Consider the following 20,022-nt stretch of genomic DNA (forward strand, 5'->3'; position numbering starts at 1 on the left):
TCTAGGCCCCCGCTCATGCGGAGGCCAGGCTGTTATCAGCCTTTACTGCCCCCAGCGAAGGACGATTGGATCGAGGCGGCGGGCAATCTCGATGAGACCTTTTCTGGTCTCGGGATGCAGCGGCTGCAGCGGGTGGCGGACCGCTTCCGAGCGGATCACGCCGCCTTCCTTCATCAACACCTTGGCGGCCGAGAGCCCGCACTGCCGGTTCTCGTAATTGATCAGCGGCAGCCAGCGCTCATAAGCTACGGCGGCGGTCTCACGGTCACCAGCGAAGTAGGGATCGATGATCTGGCGGATGCCGTCCGGGTAAGCGCCGCCCGTCATAGCGCCTGTGGCGCCGGCATCGAGGTCGGCCATCAGCGTGATGGCCTCTTCGCCGTCCCACGGTCCCTCGATAGCGTCGCCCCCGAGCGCGATGAGGTCGCGGAGCTTGCCCGCTGTGCCGGCCACCTCGATCTTGAAGTAGGACACATTGGCGATCTCCTGCGCCATGCGCGCCAGAAAGGGCGCCGACAGGGACGTGCCGGCCATCGGCGCGTCCTGGATCATGATCGGGATGCTGATCGCATCCGAGACCCGGCGGAAGAACTCGTAGATGCCGGGTTCCGACACCCGCAGGGTCGCGCCGAAGAAGGGCGGCATGATCATGACCATGGCGGCGCCGGCATCCTGCGCGCGCCGGCTGCGCTCGGCGCAGATCTCAGTCGAGAAGTGGCTGGTGGTGACGATGACCGGGACGCGGCCCGCCACATGCTCGAGCACAGTCGTCATCACGGCTTCGCGCTCCTCGTCGCGCAGCAGGAACTGCTCGGAGAAGTTCGCCAGGATGCAGAGGCCATCCGAGCCCGCGTCGATCATGAAATCGACGGCGCGCTTCTGGCCTTCCAAGTCGAGCTGGCCGCTGTCATCGAAAATGGTAGGCGCTACCGGAAAAACACCACGATAGGGGCGGGTGGAACTGCTGCCGGCTGCGGGCATGATCTCTTCCTTCATGATGGCTGAATCGTCTTCTAGTGGTTGTCGCGCGGAACAGGCGAGCCGGTGCGACCCACCAGGAAGTCCAGGTCGACGCCTTTGTCGGCTTGTAGGACGTGATCGACATAAAGTTTGGCCCAGCCGCGGGTCGCATGCGGCTCCGGCGCCACCCATGCCGCACGCCGTCGCTCCATCTCCAGCGCTTCCACATGAAGATGCAGGCTGCGGGCCGGCACATCAAGGGTGATGAGGTCGCCGTTCTGAACCAGCGCCAGCGGTCCGCCGGCGGCGGCCTCCGGCGCCACGTGCAGCACCACGGTGCCGTAGGCGGTGCCCGACATGCGCGCATCCGAGATGCGGATCATGTCGCGAACCCCTCTCTTGAGCAGCTTCTGCGGCAGGGGCATGTTGCCGACCTCGGCCATGCCTGGGTATCCCTTCGGGCCGCAATTCTTGAGCACCATGATGCAGGTCTCGTCGATGTCGAGATCCTCATCGTCGATACGGTGGTGCAGGTCCTCGATGGTCTCGAACACCACCGCACGGCCCGTGTGCTGCATCAGCTCGGGCGAGGCGGCCGAGGGCTTGATGACGGCGCCGTTAGGCGCGAGGTTGCCCTTGAGGATCGCGATGCCAGCCTCCGGCTTGAACGGTTCCTCGAAGGAGGTGATCACCTCGCGGTTCCAGCACGGCGCATCCTTGACGTTGTCCCAGATCGACTTGCCGTTGATGGTGGGCGCATCCTTGTGCAGCAGGCCGCGCTCGCCCAGTGTGCGCAGCACGACCGGCAGGCCTCCGGCATAGTAGAAGTCCTCCATCAGGAAACGGCCGGAAGGCATCAGGTCGACAAGGCAGTGAATGTCGCGCCCAAGCCGGTCGAAGTCGTCGAGGGTGAGGTCAACGCCACAGCGGCCCGCAATCGCCAGCAGATGCACCACGGCGTTGGTCGAGCCGCCGATGGCAGCGAGCGTGCGGATGGCATTCTCGAAGGCTTGACGGGTCAAGATCTTCGAGAGCACCAGATCCTCGTGCACCATCTCGACGATGCGGCGCCCGGCGATGCGGGCAAGCTGATTGCGACGGGCATCGCTGGCCGGGATGGCGGCGTTCTCCGGCAGCCCGACGCCGAGCGCTTCCACCATGGACGCCATGGTGGAGCCGGTGCCCATAGTCATGCAGTGACCGGCCGAGCGGTTCATGCCGCCTTCCGCCTCATGGAACTCCTGGAGCGTCACCTCCCCGGCGCGCAGCTGCTCGCTCATGGAAATGATGTTGGTGCCGGATCCGATATACTTGCCGCGATAGACGCCGCGCAGCTGTGGCCCGCCAGAGACACCGACGGTGGGTAGGTCCGCGGAAGCCGCGCCCATGAGCAGCGCCGGAGTGGTCTTGTCGCAGCCCATGAGCAGGACGACGCCGTCGAGGGGATGGGCGCGGATCGCCTCCTCCACGTCCATGGCGGCGAGATTGCGAAACAGCATGGCGGTGGGGCGCATGGTCACCTCGCCGAGCGAGGAGACGGGAAACTCCAGCGGAAAGCCGCCGGCATCAAGCACGCCGTACTTCACGTGTTCTGCGATAGTCCGGAAATGGGCGTTGCAGGGGGTAAGCTCGGACCAAGTGTTGCAGATCCCGATCACGGGGCGGCCATCGAACTGGTCCTGGGGAAAGCCGCTGTTCTTGAGGAAGGAGCGGTAATAGAACCCCATCTTGTCCTGGCGTCCAAACCAGGCCTGACTCCGGAGCTGGCGCTTCTTTTCTTCGCTCATCGTGCTCGCCTTCAATCTCTTATCGCGCCACCTGGACAGGGCTGTGACCCCACGACTTTGGTCGTATAGGCGCTCTCTTCAATTCATATAATACTACTAATAGGCAACTGTTAAGGCTGCTAAAGTCGAAGAGCAACGACAAATTGAGGGAGAAAACGCATGAAGGCCCGTCATCTTCTGACGACAATCGGCATGGCTGCACTGATGCTGTCCTCAGGCGCCGCTTACGCCCAATCCAAAATGACCATCGGGTTCTCGCAGGTTGGATCGGAGTCCGGCTGGCGCGCTGCCGAGACCAAGGTCTCGAAGATCGAGGCCGACAAGCGGGGCGTCGACCTGAAGATCTCCGATGCACAGCAGAAGCAGGAGAACCAGATCCGCGCCGTCCGGTCCTTCATCGCACAGGGTGTCGACGGGATCTTCATCGCACCGGTCGTGTCTACGGGCTGGGATGCGGTTCTCAAAGAGGCCAAGGATGCCAAGATCCCCGTGGTTCTGCTCGACCGCTCCATCGACACCAAGGACGAGTCGCTCTACCTCACCGCGGTGACCTCCGACACCGTCTACGAAGGAAAGGTCGCCGGCGAATGGCTGGCGAAGGAGACCGGCGGCAAGTGCAATGTGGTGGAACTTCAGGGCACGGTCGGATCGAGCCCGGCGATCAACCGCAAGAAGGGATTTGATCAGGTCATGGCCGCCAATCCCGGCATGAAGATCATCCGCACTCAGTCCGGCGACTTCACCCGCACCAAGGGCAAGGAAGTCATGGAAAGCTTCATCAAGGCCGAAGGCGGCGGCAAGAACATCTGCGCCGTCTATGCTCACAATGATGACATGGCGATCGGCGCTATCCAGGCCATCAAGGAAGCGGGCCTGAAGCCCGGAAAGGACATCAAGGTCGTCTCCATCGATGCCGTTCCGGATATATTCAAGGCCATGGCCGACGGCGAGGCCAACGTGACGGTCGAGTTGACGCCGAACATGGCGGGGCCGGCTCTCGATGCGCTCATGGCTTTCAAGAAAGACGGTACGGTGCCCAAGAAGTGGATCCAGACGGAGTCCAAGGTCTATACACCCGAGACGGCAAAGGCTGAATACGACAGGCGCAAGGATCTCTACTGAGACCATCAAGCACAAATGGCAGCGGGCGGGTTTCGCCTGCTGCCTGTTTGACCCCGCCGGTCTTCGGCGGATTTGCGTTGGGCGGGCGAGGGTGTAATGCAGCCGATGACAGAGCAGCCTCAACTCCTTGAGATAAGAGGCCTCACAAAGGGCTTTCCGGGAGTGCAGGCACTCGATCATGTGGATTTCACCCTGCATGCGGGAGAGATCCATGGTCTCCTGGGCGAGAACGGCGCTGGAAAGTCGACCTTGATCAAGGTGCTGACAGGCGTGTTCAGGCGCGATGCCGGCACCATCAACCTCGAGGGGCAGGAGATCGCTGCGCGAGATCCTGCGGATGCGCTCTCTTTGGGAATCGGCACCGTCTATCAGGAGGTCAACCTCCTGCCGAATCTCTCTGTGGCGGAAAACCTCTTCATTGGTCGCCAACCGCACCACTTCGGCCTCGTGCGTACCGGCGAGATGAGGCGCCGCGCGTCGGAGCTGCTGGCAGGCTATGGCCTCGACATCAACGTCGCCAATCCTCTGAGCAGCTATTCGGTTGCCGTCCAGCAGATTGTCGCGATTGCCCGCGCCGTTGACCTCTCCGCCAAGGTGCTGATCCTGGATGAGCCGACGGCAAGCCTCGATGCTCAGGAGGTCGAGACGCTCTTCGGGATCTTGAGGCGCCTGAAGAGCCGCGGCATCGGCATCGTGTTCGTCACGCATTTCCTCGATCAGGTCTACGCTGTCTGCGACCGCATCACCGTGCTGCGCAACGGGCGGCTTGTCGGGTCACGTCCTATCGCCGAACTGCCGCGGATCGAGCTTGTGTCCATGATGCTGGGACGCGAACTCGCCGCAGAGGCGCTGCACCGCAATCAGCGCCCCCCCGTGTCAGGGGAGCCGCTCGTCGCTTTTAAGGATTACGGCAAGAGCCGCCTGATCGAGCCGTTCGATCTGGCTCTGCGACCCGGCGAGGTGGTGGGCCTAGCTGGTCTTCTCGGCTCCGGGCGCACGGAGACCGCCAAGCTGGTTTTCGGCATTGAACGAGCTGACAGCGGACAGGCTTTTGTCGACGGGAAGCCTGTTCGCATCGCGACCCCGCGCGACGCGGCCCACCTGCGCTTCGGCTTCACACCCGAGGATCGCAAAACCGAAGGCATCGTCGCGGAACTGTCCATCCGCGAGAACATCATTCTGGCACTCCAGGCGCAGCGGGGCTGGCTGCACAAGATCCCGCGCGCAAAGCAGGATGAGATCGCAAGCCGCTTCATCAAGCTTCTCGACATCCGCACGCCGGATGCGGAGAAACCCATAGGTCTTCTTTCCGGCGGCAACCAGCAGAAGGCACTGTTGGCCCGCTGGCTTGCCACCGAACCCCGTTTCCTCATCCTTGACGAGCCAACCCGCGGAATCGACGTCGGTGCCCACGCCGAGATCATTCGCCTGATCGAACGGCTATGCGAGGAAGGGCTTGCGCTTCTTGTGATCTCTTCGGAACTCGAAGAAATTGCCTCCTACAGCGACCGCGTGGTTGTGCTGCGGGATCGCCGGCATGTGCGCGAGCTTTCCGGGGACGAGGTGAGTGCCGATACCATCATGACAACCATCGCGAGCCACTCATGAGCGGCATGATCCAGGCCATTGCTCCACGTAGCTTACCTAAGGGGCTGCCACAGGTTGCGGCGCTCCTGATCGTCCTTATTGTCAATTGGCTCGTCTTCCGCGACTTCTTCGCTTTGCGCCTGCAGGACGGGCGCCTGTTCGGCAGTCTCATCGACGTGCTGAACAGGGGCGCGCCCGTCGCTATTCTCGCCCTGGGCATGACGCTCGTTATTGCCACCCGCGGCATTGATCTCTCCGTCGGGGCCGTCATGGCAATTGCAGGCGCGGTGGCCGCGACTCTGACAGCGCAGGGCTATCCGCTTCCTGCCGCATTCGCGGCGGCCGCCGGTGTCGGGCTCCTTTGTGGCCTGTGGAATGGCATCCTCGTCGCCGTGCTCGAAATCCAGCCCTTCGTGGCGACCCTGATCCTGATGGTGGCCGGGCGGGGCTTTGCGCAACTGATCACGGAAGGGCAGATCATTACCTTCGTGAGCGAAGCTTTTGCCGTGATCGGTGGAGGATCCTTCCTGATGTTGCCGATGCCGGTGGTGATCGCCATCGTGATGCTCCTCATCACTCATCTTGTGGTCCGGTATACGGCGCTCGGGCTCTTCATCGAGGCTATCGGGGCCAATATTCGATCCAGTGCCTATGCGGGGATCGGCACCAAGGCTGTCACCATTGCAGTCTACATGTGGTGCAGCCTCTGTGCAGCCATCGCAGGCCTCATCGTCACGGCCGACATCCGTGGAGCGGATGCTAACAATGCCGGACTTTGGCTCGAACTCGACGCCATTCTGGCCGTGGTGATCGGCGGCACATCCCTGTTCGGCGGGCGTTTCAGCCTCGGTCTCTCAATCGTCGGCGCGCTTATCATCCAAGCTATGAACACCGGCATCCTGTTGAGCGGCTACCCGCCCGAATACAACCTCATCGTGAAGGCGGTCGTCGTGCTCGCTGTGCTCCTGGCCCAGTCCCCCGTCCTGTCGGCTGTTCGCGCGATCTGGAGGGCAAAGGCATGATCCGTCGGCACCTTCCGGTTCTCATCACGCTGGCCGTCTTTATCGTCGGCTATCTGATCTGCCTCGCCCAGTTCCCGAGCTTTGCGTCCACACGGGTCATCGGCAATCTCCTGACGGACAACGCGTTTCTGGGGATTGTCGCGGTCGGGATGACCTTCGTGATCCTGTCCGGCGGCATCGATCTGTCGGTTGGTTCAGTGATCGCGTTCACGGGTGTGTTCCTGGCGGTGACTATCGAGAGATACGGCCTCAATCCGTACCTAGCCTTCGTCCTGATCCTCGGTTTGGCGGCCCTGTTCGGAGCCGGTATGGGTTTCCTGATCCATGCCTTCCAGATCCCGGCCTTCATCGTGACATTGGCGGGCATGTTCCTGGCCCGCGGCCTCTGCTTCGTGCTCACCACGGACTCGATCCCGATCAATGCTCCGGCCTACGGCCAGATCACCGACATTGCTTTCGCCCTCCCGGGCGGGGGCAGGCTGACCTTCATTGCCATCGTCATGCTTCTGACCTTCGCGGCCGGAATCGTCCTGGCTCATTTCACACGGTTCGGTGCCAATGTTTATGCTCTGGGCGGCAACAGAACCTCGGCCGAGCTGATGGGGGTGCCGGTCGGGAAGACGACGATCCGGATCTATATGCTGTCGAGCCTCCTTGCTGCCCTGGCGGGAATTGTCTTTTCCTTCTACACATCCGCCGGCTACTCCCTGGCGGCGACCGGGGTGGAACTCGACACCATTGCGGCAGTGGTGATCGGCGGCACGCTGCTGACAGGTGGCTACGGAACAATCATCGGCACGCTTGTCGGCGTGCTGATCCAGGGATTGATCCAGACGTACATTACTTTCGAGGGAACCCTGAGTTCCTGGTGGACGAAAATTGCCATCGGTGCTCTCCTGTTCGCATTCATTGTCTTGCAACGGGGATTGTCGGCGGCCTCTGTTCGATCCCAGGCAAAGTGAGAGAACAGAACCATGACGTTGGCGAACAGTTTCCAGAGGTCCTCACGAACGCGATCGGCCCATGATCTCGTCGCCCATGGGATTGGCCAGAACATCATGCAAGGGCGCTTCCCTATCGGCAGCATCTTGCCGGGCGACGTGGAGCTTATGGAGCTTTTTGGGGTCTCGCGTACGGCGCTCCGGGAGGCCTTGAAGACCTTGGCCGCGAAGGGATTGATCGAGTCCAAAACGAAGGTCGGCACCAAGGTTCTGGATCGCAACAACTGGAACATGTTCGATTCCGACATCCTCGAATGGCATCTTGAAATGGGCGTCGATGCCCGCTTCCTCGGATGGCTGTTCGAGATCCGGCAGATGCTCGAGCCGCTCGCCTGCGCGACGGCGGCTCTGCGCCGGACACCTGAGCAGCTCAAGGCCATGCACAAGGCCCTTCAGGGCATGTATGGCTGCGAGAGCAACCGGCAGGGATTTACAAAGGCTGATCTCGCCTTTCATCAGGCCATTCTGGAGGCTTCCGGTAATCCCTTCCTGCAGTCGATCGGCTCCGTCATCGGAGCAGCGCTGGCGACATCGTTCACCATCAGCTCTCCGGTATCGAGCGACGATCGATTCAAGGAGGTGATGCGTCAGCACCAATCCGTGTTCGACGCGATTGAGCAGCGAAATCCATCTGCCGCGAGCGAAGCCATGGCCACGCTTATCCTGCAGGCGGCGGAGAGGGTTCAGATCAAGCACGCCGAGAGCTCGCTCGCCAAGATCCAGATCCACGCCTTTTCAGAAGCGGAATAAGTCAAGCAGGAGCGGGCTTGCTGCACGAAATAGTAGTATAGTACGATTTATTATTCTTGAGACAGACCTAAATTTTCGTAAGCAACAGAGAAGTAGGCTGCTCCAATAGGCGACCTACCAGAAAGATCAGAGAACTGCTTGCGGCGCGGGCCGAAGCTGGAGCTGACAAAGAGTCCTTGAGTGAAGGGTGCCGATATGTGCCGGGCATCACCAACGAAGGCCTGGGCATGGACAAGAGGGAGAACGACCTTGAAGACATTGACGACCACATTGGCGGCTGTGGCTCTTGGAGCCTTTGGTCTGCTTCATGCCGCACAGGCGCAGGATAAGGGTACCGTCGGCGTGGCCATGCCCACGAAGTCGTCCGCACGTTGGATCGACGACGGCAACAACATGGTCAAGGTGCTGAAAGAGAAGGGCTACAATGTCGATCTGCAGTATGCGGAAGACGATATCCCGAACCAGCTCTCCCAGATCGAGAACATGATCACCAAGGGCTCCAAGGTGCTGGTGATCGCGGCCATCGACGGAACGACTCTCTCGGATGCTCTGCAACAGGCTGCGGACAAGGGCATCAAGGTTATCGCCTATGACCGCCTTATCCGCAATTCGAAGAACGTCGACTACTATGCCACGTTCGACAACTTCCAGGTCGGTGTACTTCAAGGTGGCTACATCGAAAAGGCGCTTGGTCTGAAGGAAGGCAAGGGACCATTCAACGTTGAGCTGTTCGGTGGTTCGCCTGACGACAATAACGCCTATTTCTTCTACAACGGAGCCATGTCGGTTCTCGACCCTTACATCAAGAGCGGCAAGCTTAAGGTTCAGAGTGGCCAGACAGGCATGGACAAAGTCTCGACCTTGCGCTGGGACGGTGCTGTAGCCCAGGCGCGCATGGATAACCTGCTCAGTGCCTTCTACACCGACAAGCGCGTCGATGCTGTTCTCTCGCCTTATGACGGCCTGAGCATCGGCATCATCTCCTCTCTCAAAGGCGTGGGCTATGGCACGGCTCAGCAGCCGATGCCGGTCATCACCGGCCAAGACGCGGAGGTGCCGTCCGTGAAGTCGATTTTGGCCAAGGAGCAGACCCAGACGGTATTCAAGGATACCCGCGAACTTGCCAAGGTCGCAGCTAACATGGTTGACGCTGTGCTTTCGGGCAAGCAGCCCGAGGTGAATGACACGAAGACCTATGAGAACGGCGTCAAGACTGTGCCGTCCTATCTTCTGAAGCCGGTCAGCGTCGATGCGTCGAACTGGAAGGAAGTTCTAGTCGGCAGCGGCTACTACAAGGAAGACCAGTTCAAGTAATCGGCTTGATGCAACTGGATCCCGCGCAACCGTGCGGGATCCTTAGTAATTTATGAAGCGCTTGCCGCCTTCGTGCGGCTTGAGGTTATGTGATGAACGCAATCCTTGAGATGCGGGGGATCACCAAGACATTTCCGGGCGTGAAAGCACTCGATGATGTCAACATCACCGTTCAGGCTGGTGAGATCCATGCGCTGGTGGGCGAGAACGGCGCAGGCAAGTCCACGCTCATGAAGGTCCTGAGCGGCGTCTATCCGCACGGTTCCTATTCCGGTTCAATTATTTACGAGGGCGAGGAGCGCCGCTTCAGAGGCATTGCCGACAGCGAGGCGCTCGGCATCATCATCATTCATCAGGAGCTGGCGCTGGTGCCGCTCCTGTCGATTGCGGAAAATATCTTTCTCGGCAACGAACAGGCGAAGTACGGCGTCATCGATTGGTCAGCCGCCTTCGCGCGGACAAAGGAACTTCTCAAGGTCGTTGGTCTCAACGAGTCTCCAGAAACTCTTGTGACCAACCTTGGTGTCGGAAAGCAACAGCTTGTGGAGATTGCAAAAGCGCTCTCCAAAAAGGTCAAGCTTCTGATCCTCGATGAGCCCACCGCCAGCCTGAATGAGAAAGACAGCGATGCGCTGCTGAACCTTCTGCTCCAGTTCAAAGCTCAAGGCATCTCCTCAATCCTGATCTCGCATAAGCTCAACGAGATCTCGAAGGTTGCCGATTCCATTACCGTCCTCCGGGATGGCGGCACCGTCGAGACGCTGGATTGCCGGGCGGAGCCTGTCGGCGAAGACCGCATCATCCGCGGCATGGTGGGACGCACCATGGAGGACCGCTACCCTCAGCGAAACCCGAAGATCGGGGAGACAATTTTTCAGGTCGAGAACTGGTCCGCGTACCACCCGATCCACGCCCATGTGCAGGTGGTCAAGAACGTCAACCTGAACATCCGGCGCGGCGAGATCGTCGGCATTGCCGGCCTGATGGGGGCTGGGCGCACCGAGTTCGCCATGAGCCTGTTCGGACGCAGCTACGGTCAGAACATCTCCGGCCGCGTGTTGCTTCACGGCCGGGAGATCGATGTGAGCACGGTGGAGAAGGCGGTGTCGAACGGAATCGCCTATGCCACGGAGGACCGGAAGACCTATGGTCTGGTCCTTGCCGAGGATATCCGCAAAAATGTAACTCTTGCCAACCTCGACGGTGTCTCCAAGCGTCTCGTCATTGACGACATGCGGGAACTGTCGGTTGCCAACGACTATCGCGCCAAGATGCGCATTCGCAGCCCCAGCGTCTTTCAGGAGACTGTTAATCTGTCGGGCGGCAACCAGCAGAAGGTCGTGTTGAGCAAATGGCTCTTCTCCGACCCGGAAATTCTTATCCTGGACGAGCCAACCCGGGGCATCGACGTGGGCGCTAAGTACGAGATCTATACAATCATCAACAGGCTGGCCGATGCCGGCAAGGGTGTCCTCATGATATCGTCCGAGATGCCGGAACTGCTCGGCATGTGCGACCGGATCTATGTGATGAACGAAGGTGCTCTCATTGCCGAGCTTGGCGTTGCCGAGGCATCCCAGGAAAAGATCATGCATGCTATCGTGAAGTCCGGGAGGCGCTGAGATGGACACGAGAACCGCTGACGAGCTTCCGCTTTCCCAGCAAAAGACATCGTGGATGGAGTTCATCAAGACCCATTTCCGCGACTACGGCATGCTTCTGTCGCTCCTGGCCATCATGCTGTTCTTCCAGGTGGTCACCAACGGTACCCTGCTGCGGCCTCTCAACCTCACCAACCTTGTGCTGCAGAACAGCTACATCGTCATCATGGCGCTTGGCATGCTGCTCGTCATTGTGGCCGGGCACATCGACCTCTCGGTCGGTTCCATCGTTGGCTTCGTCGGCGGCTTGGCCGCCATGATGATGGTCAGATGGGGCTTCGATCCGGTGACAACCACCATTGCCTGTCTGATCGTGGGCGGCCTCATCGGTGCCGCCCAGGGTTACTGGGTGGCTTATTTCAAGGTTCCATCCTTCATCGTGACGCTTGCCGGCATGCTCGTCTTCAAGGGTCTGACCCTGGCGCTCCTCGGCGGCATGTCGGTCGGTCCCTTTCCGGTGGTGTTCCAGCGCCTGAGCTCAGGCTTCATCCCCGACGTTTTCGGCGGACAGGGATTCAACTATACGGCTCTATTCCTAGGCGCTGCCAGCGTCGCCGCCATCATCTACTTCAGCTTCCGCAGCCGTGCTAACCAGCTCAAGCACGCCGTCGAGACTGCGCCCTTCGGCCTCTTCCTGTTTAAGAACGGCCTGCTTGCCGTGCTGGTGATCGCGTTCTGCTACCTGATGGCAACGTACCGCGGCCTGCCGAATGTCCTTGTCATCATGGCAGTGTTGATTGCGCTTTATGCCTTTGTGACCAACCGTACCACGATCGGTCGGCGGATTTACGCCCTGGGTGGCAACGAGAAGGCGGCGAAGCTGTCAGGCATCAAGACTGAGCGCCTGACCTTTCTCACCTTCGTCAACATGGGCGTGCTGGCAGGCCTCGCCGGGCTCATTTTCGCGGCCCGTCTCAACACGGCCACTCCAAAGGCTGGCCTGGGCTTCGAGCTCGATGTGATCGCGGCTGTGTTCATCGGCGGCGCCTCGGCCACCGGCGGCGTCGGCAAGGTGACCGGTGCCGTCATCGGTGCTTTTGTCATGGGCGTTATGAACAACGGCATGTCGATCCTCGGAATCGGTATCGACTACCAGCAGGTTATCAAAGGTATCGTGCTGCTCGCGGCTGTTTCTCTCGACGTTTACAACAGAAAGAAGTGAGCCTGAGGAGTACCAAGGCGGATCAAAGCAGGAATTATTTGGTCATCTGGCCAGCACCCTCGGTGTCGCCCATGGGCGTCGTAACGAGTCCTGCTCTCTGAATTGCTCGATCGCATCGGCCTGACTGAGCGTGATGTCAATGTCGTCCCAGCCGTTCAGGAGCTTCGTACGCCAAACGGGATCAATGGCGAATGGGGCCGACATCGCTTTCGCAGAGATCGTCTGCTCCTCAAGATCGATGGTCAGTTCCGTATGGGTCTCAAGAAGTTTGATCAGTGCCTCAGCGTCTCGTTCATCCACCCTTGCGGGAAGAAGTCCGTTATTGACGGCATTGGACGCGAAGATGTCACCGAAGCTCGGGGCGATCACGCAACGGATTCCATAGTCCGCGAGCGCGTATACAGCGGCCTCACGCGATGAGCCTGCCCCGAAGTTGCGCCTCGCCACGATGATCTGAGAATTGCGATAGATCGGCTTGTTGAGGGGGAAATCGGCAATGTCCGTGCCGTCCTCCGAGAAGCGCATGTCGTGAAGCAGGTACCCGCCATAGCCTTCAGCCCTTGAGCGCTTCATGAATCGGGCTGGGATGAGTTGGTCCGTGTCGATATTGGCATAGGGCAGGGGGCAGGCGGGGGCCGTCAGGCGATGAAAAGGCTGCATCAGGTGCGCTCCTCGATCAGCGGGCGGACGTCGGCGAGGTGTCCGGTCACGGCAGCGGCGGCAACCATGGCAGGCGACATGAGGTGGGTCCGCGCACCTGGTCCCTGGCGCCCCTTGAAGTTGCGGTTGGTGGTTGAAGCGCAACGCTCCCCCGGCTGCACGATGTCGCCATTCATGCCTACGCACATGGAGCAGCCTGAATCGACCCATTCGAGGCCGGCTTCCTTGAAGATCTGATCGAGCCCCTCCGCTTCCGCCTGTTGCTTCACCAGGGATGATCCGGGCGAGACGAGGCCGGGTACCTTGGCTTTGCGACCGGCTAGCACCTTGGCGGCCGCACGGAGATCCTCGATGCGACTGTTGGTGCACGAGCCGATGAAGACGCGGTCGATGTGAACTTCGGTCAGCTTCTGTCCCGGCTTGAGATCCATATAGGTCAGTGCGTCACGGATCTGCGCTGCCTTGCCTGAATCCGGGATTGAATCGGGATCCGGCACCGCCATCGTGATCGGCAGCGCATCCTCGGGGCTGACACCCCAGGTCACAACAGGGACGATTTCGGATCCGGCGAGAACGATCTCACGGTCGAACTGCGCGTCTTTATCGGTCTGTAAACTCAGCCAGTCCTCCGCCGCACGCTTGAAGCCGTCGCCTGTGGGTGCAAAGGGGCGGTTGCGCAGGTACGCAATCGTCGTCTCGTCGGGGGCGACCATGCCGCAACGCGCGCCGGCTTCGATGGAGAGGTTGCACAGGGTGAGCCGCCCCTCCATCGAAAGAGCACGGATGGCAGAACCCACATACTCGACTGCATGCCCCTGCGCACCGTCGGCACCGATGCGCGCTATGATGGAGAGCGCTATATCCGTGGCGCCGACTCCCGGCGTCAACGTTCCATCGACTGTGATGCGCATCCGCTTGGGCTTTCGCTGCCAAAGCGTCTGCGTCATCAGCACGTGCGCAACCTCGGATGCGCCGATGCCAAAGCCCCATGCTCCAAAGGCGCCATGCGTGGAGGTGTGGCTGTCGCCACAGACGATGAGAAGGCCCGGAAGCGTCAAACCCTGTTCGGGGCCGACCACGTGAACAATTCCCTGGCGTGGGTCGTTGAGGCCGAACAGCATCACATCGTTCTCCGACGTGTTCTGTTCCAGCTGATCGATCATGTTCTGGATGGCCGGGTCCACATTGCGCCCAGATCGGCGTGTCGGCACATAGTGGTCAGCGATCCCGAAGGTGAGCTCCGGGTGTGCGACTTTAGCACTGCGCTCCTTCAGCTTGTTGAAGGCATGGAACGAGCCTTCGTGCACGAAGTGTCGGTCGACCCAGAGCAAAGTCTGGCCGTCTTCCCGCGTCACAATCGCGTGGCTATCCCAAAGCTTATCGATCAGGGTCCGCGGGCCGGAGGGGCTCTGCGCCATATCGCTCTCCCGAATGCGCTCTCATGGCTCATGTCGGAGCCGCTGCCAGTATTTCCAAAGAGGCGGCTTGACGCAAGTGAAATGTATTATAAGGTAGACAGGTATCTGTCCTCTACATCAGTCAACACTGTTTCAGTTTGGAGCGGGCGGCCTTGGTGGACGCAGTCGAACCTCTTAAAGCGCGGCGCATCTATCTCCTTCTGCGTGAGCGCATTCTGAACGGTGCGTTAGAGCCCGGCTCACGCCTGCCGGGGGAGCTGTCGATCGCGGCCGAGTACGGAGTGTCGCGCGTAACGGTGCGGCGTGCGCTCGATACCCTGGCGATCGATGGTCTCATTGATCGGCGCCCCGGTTCGGGAACCTTTGTCCGCGAGGGGAATTCGGTGCAGCCAATTGTGGCGGATCTCTCGAATGTGCTGTCCCATCTGGTCGAGATGGGGCGTAGGACTAGCGTGCGACTTCTGTCGTTTGCCTATGTGAATCCGTCTGAAAGCGTTGCCGGAGCGCTCGGGCTTGAACCGGGGGAGCGGGCGCAGCGCTCGATACGCGTGCGTCTCATCGACGGCGCGCCTTTCTCCTATCTCGTGACTCATGTGCCGGAGCGTATCGGCGTCACCTACTCCGAGGCCGATCTGGCATCAATGCCGCTCCTCGGACTGCTGGAGCGGTCGGGAATCGTGGTCGATGAGGCAAGTCAGAGCATCGGCGCTACCTTGGCTGGACCAGATGTGGCGGACGCTCTGGGGCTGGAGATCGGCTCTCCTCTTCTTTCGCTCACACGTGTCGTGTGGGATCCGTCGGGCCAGGGAGTCGAGCATCTCCATGCCCTGTATAGGCCGGATCGCTATTCATTCCACATGGATCTTGTGCGGACCGGCGCCGTCGGTGCCCGCCGATGGAATCCGGTGGTTAAGCCAACCACCGCAAGACCTGAGCTGCAAAAGTACAAAGCCAAGGGGCCGAAGAGCCTCAAGCCAAAGCCCCGCCCGGTGCGGGTGTCCACCCAGAGGAGAACATCGACATGAAGAACATCATGCGTCCAACGCGTCGCTCAATCCTGCGGGCAGGTGCTGCTTCGGCGGCTGTCCTGGCCATGCCGGCTTACCTGCGCGCACAATCGCAATCCGTGAAGATCGGTATCCTGCAGCCCGTCACCGGGGCGCTCGCCCAGGACGGTGAATTCGGCCGCATGGGCGCCGAAATGGCCATCAAGGAAATCAACGATTCCGGCGGTCTCAAGGGCCTTGGCGGTGCCAAGCTCGAGATGGTGTTCGGCGATGCTCGTTCGAACCCGGAGGCAGGCACCCAGGAGGTCGAGAAGATGCAGGCCGACGGCGTTGCCGCCATCGTCGGCGGGTTCGCAAGTCCCATTTGCCTTGCGGCCACCCAGGCTGCGGCTCGCTATGACCTGCCTTACATCGTCGATGTCGGTGTCAGCGACCCAATTGTGCAGCGCGGCCTTAAGAATACCTTCCGCTTCGCCCCGGGTTTCGGCATCGTGACCGGATTTGCGCTCGACAACTTGGTCAAGCTGAACGATGGCGCTGGAAAGCCCGCCAAGACGGTCGTGCTCGTGCATGAGGATGGGCTGTTCGGCTCGGGCCTGGCCAAGCTCATGCAGACGGAACTGCCGAAGCGCGGCTTCGAAATCCTTGAGACCATCGCGCATCCCACGCCCGCGCGCGATATGTCGAACGTCGCCCTCCGTATCCGCTCTCTCAACCCGGATCTCGTGATCCCGTCGAGCTATTACGGTGAATTCGTGCTGCTCGCCCGCACGATGCAGCAGCAGCGCATTCGGCCCAAGGGCGTCTATGCCGTCCTCAATGGCGCAGCCTCGAACTACCGTTTCGTGAAGGAGTTTCCGGAGGCCGCCAACGGTATCATGGATTGCAATCATTGGTACGATCCGCGCAATCCAAAGGCCTTGGAGCTCAAGAAGCAGGTCGAGGCACAGGGCAAGGTCTTCGCCTACAATGTACCGCTGAACTATTCCTGCGTGAAGCTACTGGCTGACGCCATTAATCGTGCCGGTTCGGCTGATCGCGCGAAGATCATCGAGGCACTGAATACCTCGACCTTCAAGGATCACATCATGCCCTATGGCGAGACCAAGTTCGTCAATGGACAGAACATGGGCGCCGCGCCCGTCAACACGCAGGTTCAGGGCAACGACATCAAGGTGATCTTCCCCGACACCTTCGCGGATGCGAAGCCGCAATTCCCGGTGACCGGCTGATCCTGAGCAATGGCTCTGGGGCGCACATTCGCTCCCCAGAGCCTCTGAGGAGTGATTTAGACGATGTATTCACCCGCCATCATAGCGGAGGCCATCGTAAACGGGCTGATGACGGGTACCGTCTATGCGCTGATCGCGCTCGGCCTTACCCTGGTTTACGGTGTCCTTCACATCATCAACTTCGCCCATGGCGCGCTGCTCACTGCGGCAATGTTCGCCGTATGGGTTGTGTATGAGACCGTCGGGCTTGATCCTTATCTCGCCATCCTGCCACTGACGCCTCTTTTTTTCGGCATGGGCTATGCCGTTCAGCGCTTCGTGATCGGCCCAGCCAGCCATGGCAACGACAGCAACATCCTGCTCGTGACTCTCGGGCTTTCGATTGCGATTGAGAACGCCTTGCTGGCCGGGTTTCGCTCTGATACGCGCACGCTCAACACTGACTACGGCTTTCAGGTCGTGGAGTTCGGGTCACTCCTTCTCTCCAAACCTCGTCTGATCGGCTTCGGGGCTGCAATATTGGTCACCGTGCTCCTGTGGCTTCTGCTCTCGCGCACCGATACGGGCAAGGCCATCCGGGCCGTTGCCAAGGAAAAGTTCGGCGCGAGCCTCGTCGGCATCGATGTCGCTCATGTCTATGCCGTGACGTTCGGGCTTGGCTGCGCCTGCCTGGCTGTAGCGGCCTGCCTGCTCATGCCCACCTTCTACGTCAACCCGCGCATCGGGCAGGCCTTCGTGCTAGTCGCTTTCACGATTGTTGTCCTAGGAGGCATGGGTTCGATCCCCGGCGCGCTCCTCGGAGGCTTGTTCATTGGGGTTGTCGAGAGCCTTTGCGGTCTCTTTCTCGGGGACTCGCTCGGACAGATCGGAATTTTCCTCATCTTCATCCTGGTGCTGCTTGTGCGGCCGACGGGAATGTTCGGAGCGAAGGCATGACATTTCGTGACATCGTTCCGATTGCCGTCGTGATCGCGCTCCTGGCTTTCGTGCCAGCCTTCGTTACGGCGAACACGGTTCTCAATTTCCTCGTTTTCACCCTTATCATCGCGCTTGCCGCTCAGGGTTGGAACATTCTCGGCGGCTTCGGCGGACAGTTCTCATTCGGCCACGCCGCCTTCTTCGGAACAGGTGCCTACGCGGCAGCGCTGCTTCAGGTCCGCTTTGGAATGAACCCCTGGGTTGCCTTCGTCATTGGCGCCGTGGCGGGCGCGGCGGTCGGCTGGATGATCGGGTATCTAAGCTTCCGGTCGGGCCTCCGCGGTTCCTACTTCGCGCTAGTCACGCTCGCTTTCGCCGAGGTGCTGCGCATTCTCGCCAACGCGGCGACCTTCACAGGCGGGGCTGCGGGCGTCCTGATCAAGCTGGATGTGCGGCCTGACAATTTCCAGTTTGAGAGCAGGGGCGCCTTCTTCTGGATCGCGCTGGCCCTCGTCGGCGCCGTGCTCGTCCTGACCCGCTGGATCGAGCGCTCGCGATTCGGCGCTCAGCTCGTAGCTGTGCGGGAGAACGAAGCGGCTGCCAAGGCGCTCGGCGTCGATACGCTGCGGGTGAAACTCGGAGCGATCACGGCCTCCGGGGCTGTGACGGCGGCGGCCGGCGGCCTCTACGCCCAGTACTTTCTCTATGTGGATGCCAATATCGCATACGGCACCTGGATCTCGGTCGAGGCGATCCTCGCCCCCATCGTTGGGGGGCTTGGAACCGTGTTCGGTCCTTTGGTCGGTGCAGTGGCCCTGCATGGGCTAGGCGAGATCACCAAGCTTGCAGCCGGCAGCGTTCCAGGGATCGATCTCATGGTCTTCGGCGGCCTTCTGGTTGCGGCCGTTGCCTTTGCTCCTCAGGGCATACTCGGTCTCCTTCGCCGACCGGGTCAATCGAAGGGGGCTGCTCGCCATGCTTGAGGTGCAGAATGCGACCAAGCGCTTCGGTGGTCTCGTCGCTGTCAACCAAGCATCCCTCAAGGTGGCGGCAGGATCAATCACCGGCCTGATCGGCCCAAACGGTGCTGGAAAGACAACGCTTTTCACGCTGATCTCCGGCTTTGAGAAACCAACCGAGGGACGCGTCCTGTTCGAGGGACAGGATATCAGCCACGATGAACCGCATGTCCGGGCCCGTCGTGGCATCGCCCGCACATTCCAGATCGTGCAGCCGTTCGCAGGCCTCTCCGTTCTTGAAAATATCGCCGTCGGCGCGCACCTGCGCCACGCGAAGCGCAGAGACGCGATGGCCCGTGCCGAGGAGGTGGGCCGTCGCGTTGGGCTCGGTCCCGAACTCGACAAATCAGCCTCCAGCCTGACGGTAGCGGGCCGAAAGCGGCTTGAACTCGCCCGCGCTCTCGCAACGGAGCCGAAGCTGCTGCTGCTCGACGAAGTGCTGGCAGGCCTGAATCCCTCCGAGATCCGCGACATCATCCCTGTCATTCGGACAATCCGCGACGAGGGGACTACGATCCTGATGATAGAGCATGTCATGCAGGCTGTAATGAATCTCTGCGAGCAGGTCTATGTTCTTGCGCAAGGGCGCATCATCGCCGAAGGGCCTCCCGCCGATGTCTGCGACGATGCGAAGGTCATCGAAGCCTATCTCGGGGCCGGCGCGGCCGAACGCCTGAAGCGGGAGAAGGTCCATGCTTGAGGTGAGCGGATTGAGAGCAGGGTATGGCGGCACGGAAGTGCTGCGCGGCCTCGATCTGTCCGTCGGCACCGGCGAGATCGTCGCGGTGCTCGGCTCCAACGGCGTCGGCAAGACCACGCTGAACAAAGTCCTGTCCGGTGTTCTGCGCGCAAATGAGGGCGAGATCCGGTTCGATGGAAAGGTGCTCACCGGAGCATCCTCGGCGGATATTGTGAGGGCCGGCCTCATCCAAGTTCCGGAAGGCCGCAAGATCTTCCCGAACATGTCGGTGCGGGAGAACCTCGAACTCGGCAGCTATCGGCGCGGGCGCGACCGGCGATCCAGCAATCTGGAGCGAGTCTTCGACACCTTCCCCCGCCTGCGGGAGCGTAGCAGCCAAGCGGCCGGCACCTTGTCGGGCGGTGAGCAGCAGATGCTGGCCATCGGGCGCGGGATGATGGCGGAACCGCGCCTGCTAATCCTCGATGAACCGTCGCTCGGCCTGTCGCCGCTGCTCGTGGAGGAAATGTTCGCTCTGATCCGGCGCCTCAATGGCAATGGGCTGCCGATCCTCCTCGTCGAGCAGAACGTGGTTCAGTCACTTGAATGCGCATCGCGCGCCTACATTCTGGAGAATGGAACCATCGCCCTGTCGGGATCGGCCGAACAGGTCCGCAATGACCCAGAACTCAAGCGCGCCTATCTCGGTATGTGACGGAGAAG

The 20,022-nt window shown here is 60.8% G+C and carries 18 protein-coding genes; 14 read left to right on the forward strand and 4 right to left on the reverse strand.

What is annotated here, in order from left to right:
- Positions 1-42 precede the first annotated feature (42 nt).
- Entirely contained in the window at positions 43-996 is a 954-nt protein-coding gene (locus FHR70_RS02255; RefSeq protein WP_246407783.1) for a dihydrodipicolinate synthase family protein, read from the reverse strand.
- A gap of 17 nt (positions 997-1,013) precedes the next feature.
- Positions 1,014-2,747 (reverse strand): IlvD/Edd family dehydratase, encoded by a 1,734-nt coding sequence (locus FHR70_RS02260; RefSeq protein ID WP_183446683.1) that lies wholly within the window; start codon positions 2,745-2,747, stop codon positions 1,014-1,016.
- Positions 2,748-2,906: 159 nt separating this feature from the next.
- Between FHR70_RS02260 and ytfQ the strand changes: the two genes are divergently transcribed.
- The 8 genes from ytfQ (at position 2,907) to mmsB (ending at position 12,366) form a co-directional block, all read left to right on the forward strand.
- Positions 2,907-3,869, forward strand: coding sequence for a galactofuranose ABC transporter, galactofuranose-binding protein YtfQ (ytfQ, locus tag FHR70_RS02265; RefSeq protein WP_183446685.1), 963 nt, complete (start codon positions 2,907-2,909; stop codon positions 3,867-3,869).
- A gap of 96 nt (positions 3,870-3,965) precedes the next feature.
- On the forward strand, positions 3,966-5,477 hold the full coding sequence (gene ytfR, locus FHR70_RS02270) for a galactofuranose ABC transporter, ATP-binding protein YtfR (RefSeq protein ID WP_183446687.1): 1,512 nt from the start codon (positions 3,966-3,968) through the stop codon (positions 5,475-5,477).
- On the forward strand, positions 5,474-6,478 hold the full coding sequence (gene ytfT, locus FHR70_RS02275) for a galactofuranose ABC transporter, ATP-binding protein YtfT (RefSeq protein WP_183446689.1): 1,005 nt from the start codon (positions 5,474-5,476) through the stop codon (positions 6,476-6,478). The genes ytfR and ytfT overlap by 4 nt, the downstream gene beginning before the upstream one ends.
- Positions 6,475-7,440 (forward strand): galactofuranose ABC transporter, permease protein YjfF, encoded by a 966-nt coding sequence (gene yjfF / locus FHR70_RS02280; RefSeq protein ID WP_183446691.1) that lies wholly within the window; start codon positions 6,475-6,477, stop codon positions 7,438-7,440. Before ytfT ends, yjfF begins: the two co-directional genes overlap by 4 nt.
- Before the next feature lie 12 nt (positions 7,441-7,452).
- Positions 7,453-8,229, forward strand: coding sequence for a FadR/GntR family transcriptional regulator (locus FHR70_RS02285; RefSeq protein ID WP_183446693.1), 777 nt, complete (start codon positions 7,453-7,455; stop codon positions 8,227-8,229).
- A 249-nt stretch (positions 8,230-8,478) separates the two neighbouring features.
- Positions 8,479-9,543 carry a multiple monosaccharide ABC transporter substrate-binding protein gene (chvE, locus tag FHR70_RS02290; protein ID WP_183446695.1) on the forward strand — a complete coding sequence of 355 codons (1,065 nt, stop codon included), beginning with the start codon at positions 8,479-8,481 and terminating at the stop codon, positions 9,541-9,543.
- Between the two features lie 89 nt (positions 9,544-9,632).
- Positions 9,633-11,165 (forward strand): multiple monosaccharide ABC transporter ATP-binding protein, encoded by a 1,533-nt coding sequence (gene mmsA / locus FHR70_RS02295; RefSeq protein ID WP_343058705.1) that lies wholly within the window; start codon positions 9,633-9,635, stop codon positions 11,163-11,165.
- Between the two features lie 55 nt (positions 11,166-11,220).
- Positions 11,221-12,366, forward strand: a complete 1,146-nt coding sequence (gene mmsB / locus FHR70_RS02300) for a multiple monosaccharide ABC transporter permease (protein WP_425487844.1) — start codon at positions 11,221-11,223, stop codon at positions 12,364-12,366.
- Positions 12,367-12,408: 42 nt separating this feature from the next.
- On the opposite strand, the gene leuD is transcribed toward mmsB, so the two are convergent.
- Positions 12,409-13,026 (reverse strand): 3-isopropylmalate dehydratase small subunit, encoded by a 618-nt coding sequence (leuD, locus tag FHR70_RS02305; RefSeq protein ID WP_183446708.1) that lies wholly within the window; start codon positions 13,024-13,026, stop codon positions 12,409-12,411.
- Positions 13,026-14,444: a 3-isopropylmalate dehydratase large subunit gene (leuC, locus tag FHR70_RS02310; RefSeq protein WP_183446710.1), complete on the reverse strand. Its 1,419-nt coding sequence runs from the start codon at positions 14,442-14,444 to the stop codon at positions 13,026-13,028. Before leuC ends, leuD begins: the two co-directional genes overlap by 1 nt.
- 152 nt (positions 14,445-14,596) lie before the next feature.
- Here leuC and FHR70_RS02315 point away from each other — a divergent pair, with 152 nt between their 5' ends.
- The 6 genes from FHR70_RS02315 (at position 14,597) to FHR70_RS02340 (ending at position 20,014) form a co-directional block, all read left to right on the forward strand.
- The gene (locus FHR70_RS02315; RefSeq protein ID WP_183446712.1) at positions 14,597-15,469 is read left to right on the forward strand and encodes a GntR family transcriptional regulator; all 873 of its coding nucleotides are present in this window, start codon (positions 14,597-14,599) and stop codon (positions 15,467-15,469) included.
- Positions 15,466-16,683: an ABC transporter substrate-binding protein gene (locus tag FHR70_RS02320; RefSeq protein WP_183446714.1), complete on the forward strand. Its 1,218-nt coding sequence runs from the start codon at positions 15,466-15,468 to the stop codon at positions 16,681-16,683. Before FHR70_RS02315 ends, FHR70_RS02320 begins: the two co-directional genes overlap by 4 nt.
- A 63-nt stretch (positions 16,684-16,746) precedes the next feature.
- Positions 16,747-17,619 (forward strand): branched-chain amino acid ABC transporter permease, encoded by an 873-nt coding sequence (locus FHR70_RS02325; RefSeq protein ID WP_183446716.1) that lies wholly within the window; start codon positions 16,747-16,749, stop codon positions 17,617-17,619.
- A complete protein-coding gene (locus tag FHR70_RS02330; RefSeq protein WP_183446718.1) occupies positions 17,616-18,584 on the forward strand; it encodes a branched-chain amino acid ABC transporter permease in 969 nt (322 codons plus the stop codon). The genes FHR70_RS02325 and FHR70_RS02330 overlap by 4 nt, the downstream gene beginning before the upstream one ends.
- Positions 18,577-19,320, forward strand: a complete 744-nt coding sequence (locus tag FHR70_RS02335) for an ABC transporter ATP-binding protein (RefSeq protein WP_183446720.1) — start codon at positions 18,577-18,579, stop codon at positions 19,318-19,320. The genes FHR70_RS02330 and FHR70_RS02335 overlap by 8 nt, the downstream gene beginning before the upstream one ends.
- Positions 19,313-20,014 (forward strand): ABC transporter ATP-binding protein, encoded by a 702-nt coding sequence (locus FHR70_RS02340; protein ID WP_183446722.1) that lies wholly within the window; start codon positions 19,313-19,315, stop codon positions 20,012-20,014. The genes FHR70_RS02335 and FHR70_RS02340 overlap by 8 nt, the downstream gene beginning before the upstream one ends.
- Positions 20,015-20,022: the final 8 nt, after the last annotated feature.

It is taken from the genome of Microvirga lupini, from assembly GCF_014191055.1.
GTDB lineage: Bacteria > Pseudomonadota > Alphaproteobacteria > Rhizobiales > Beijerinckiaceae > Microvirga > Microvirga lupini_A.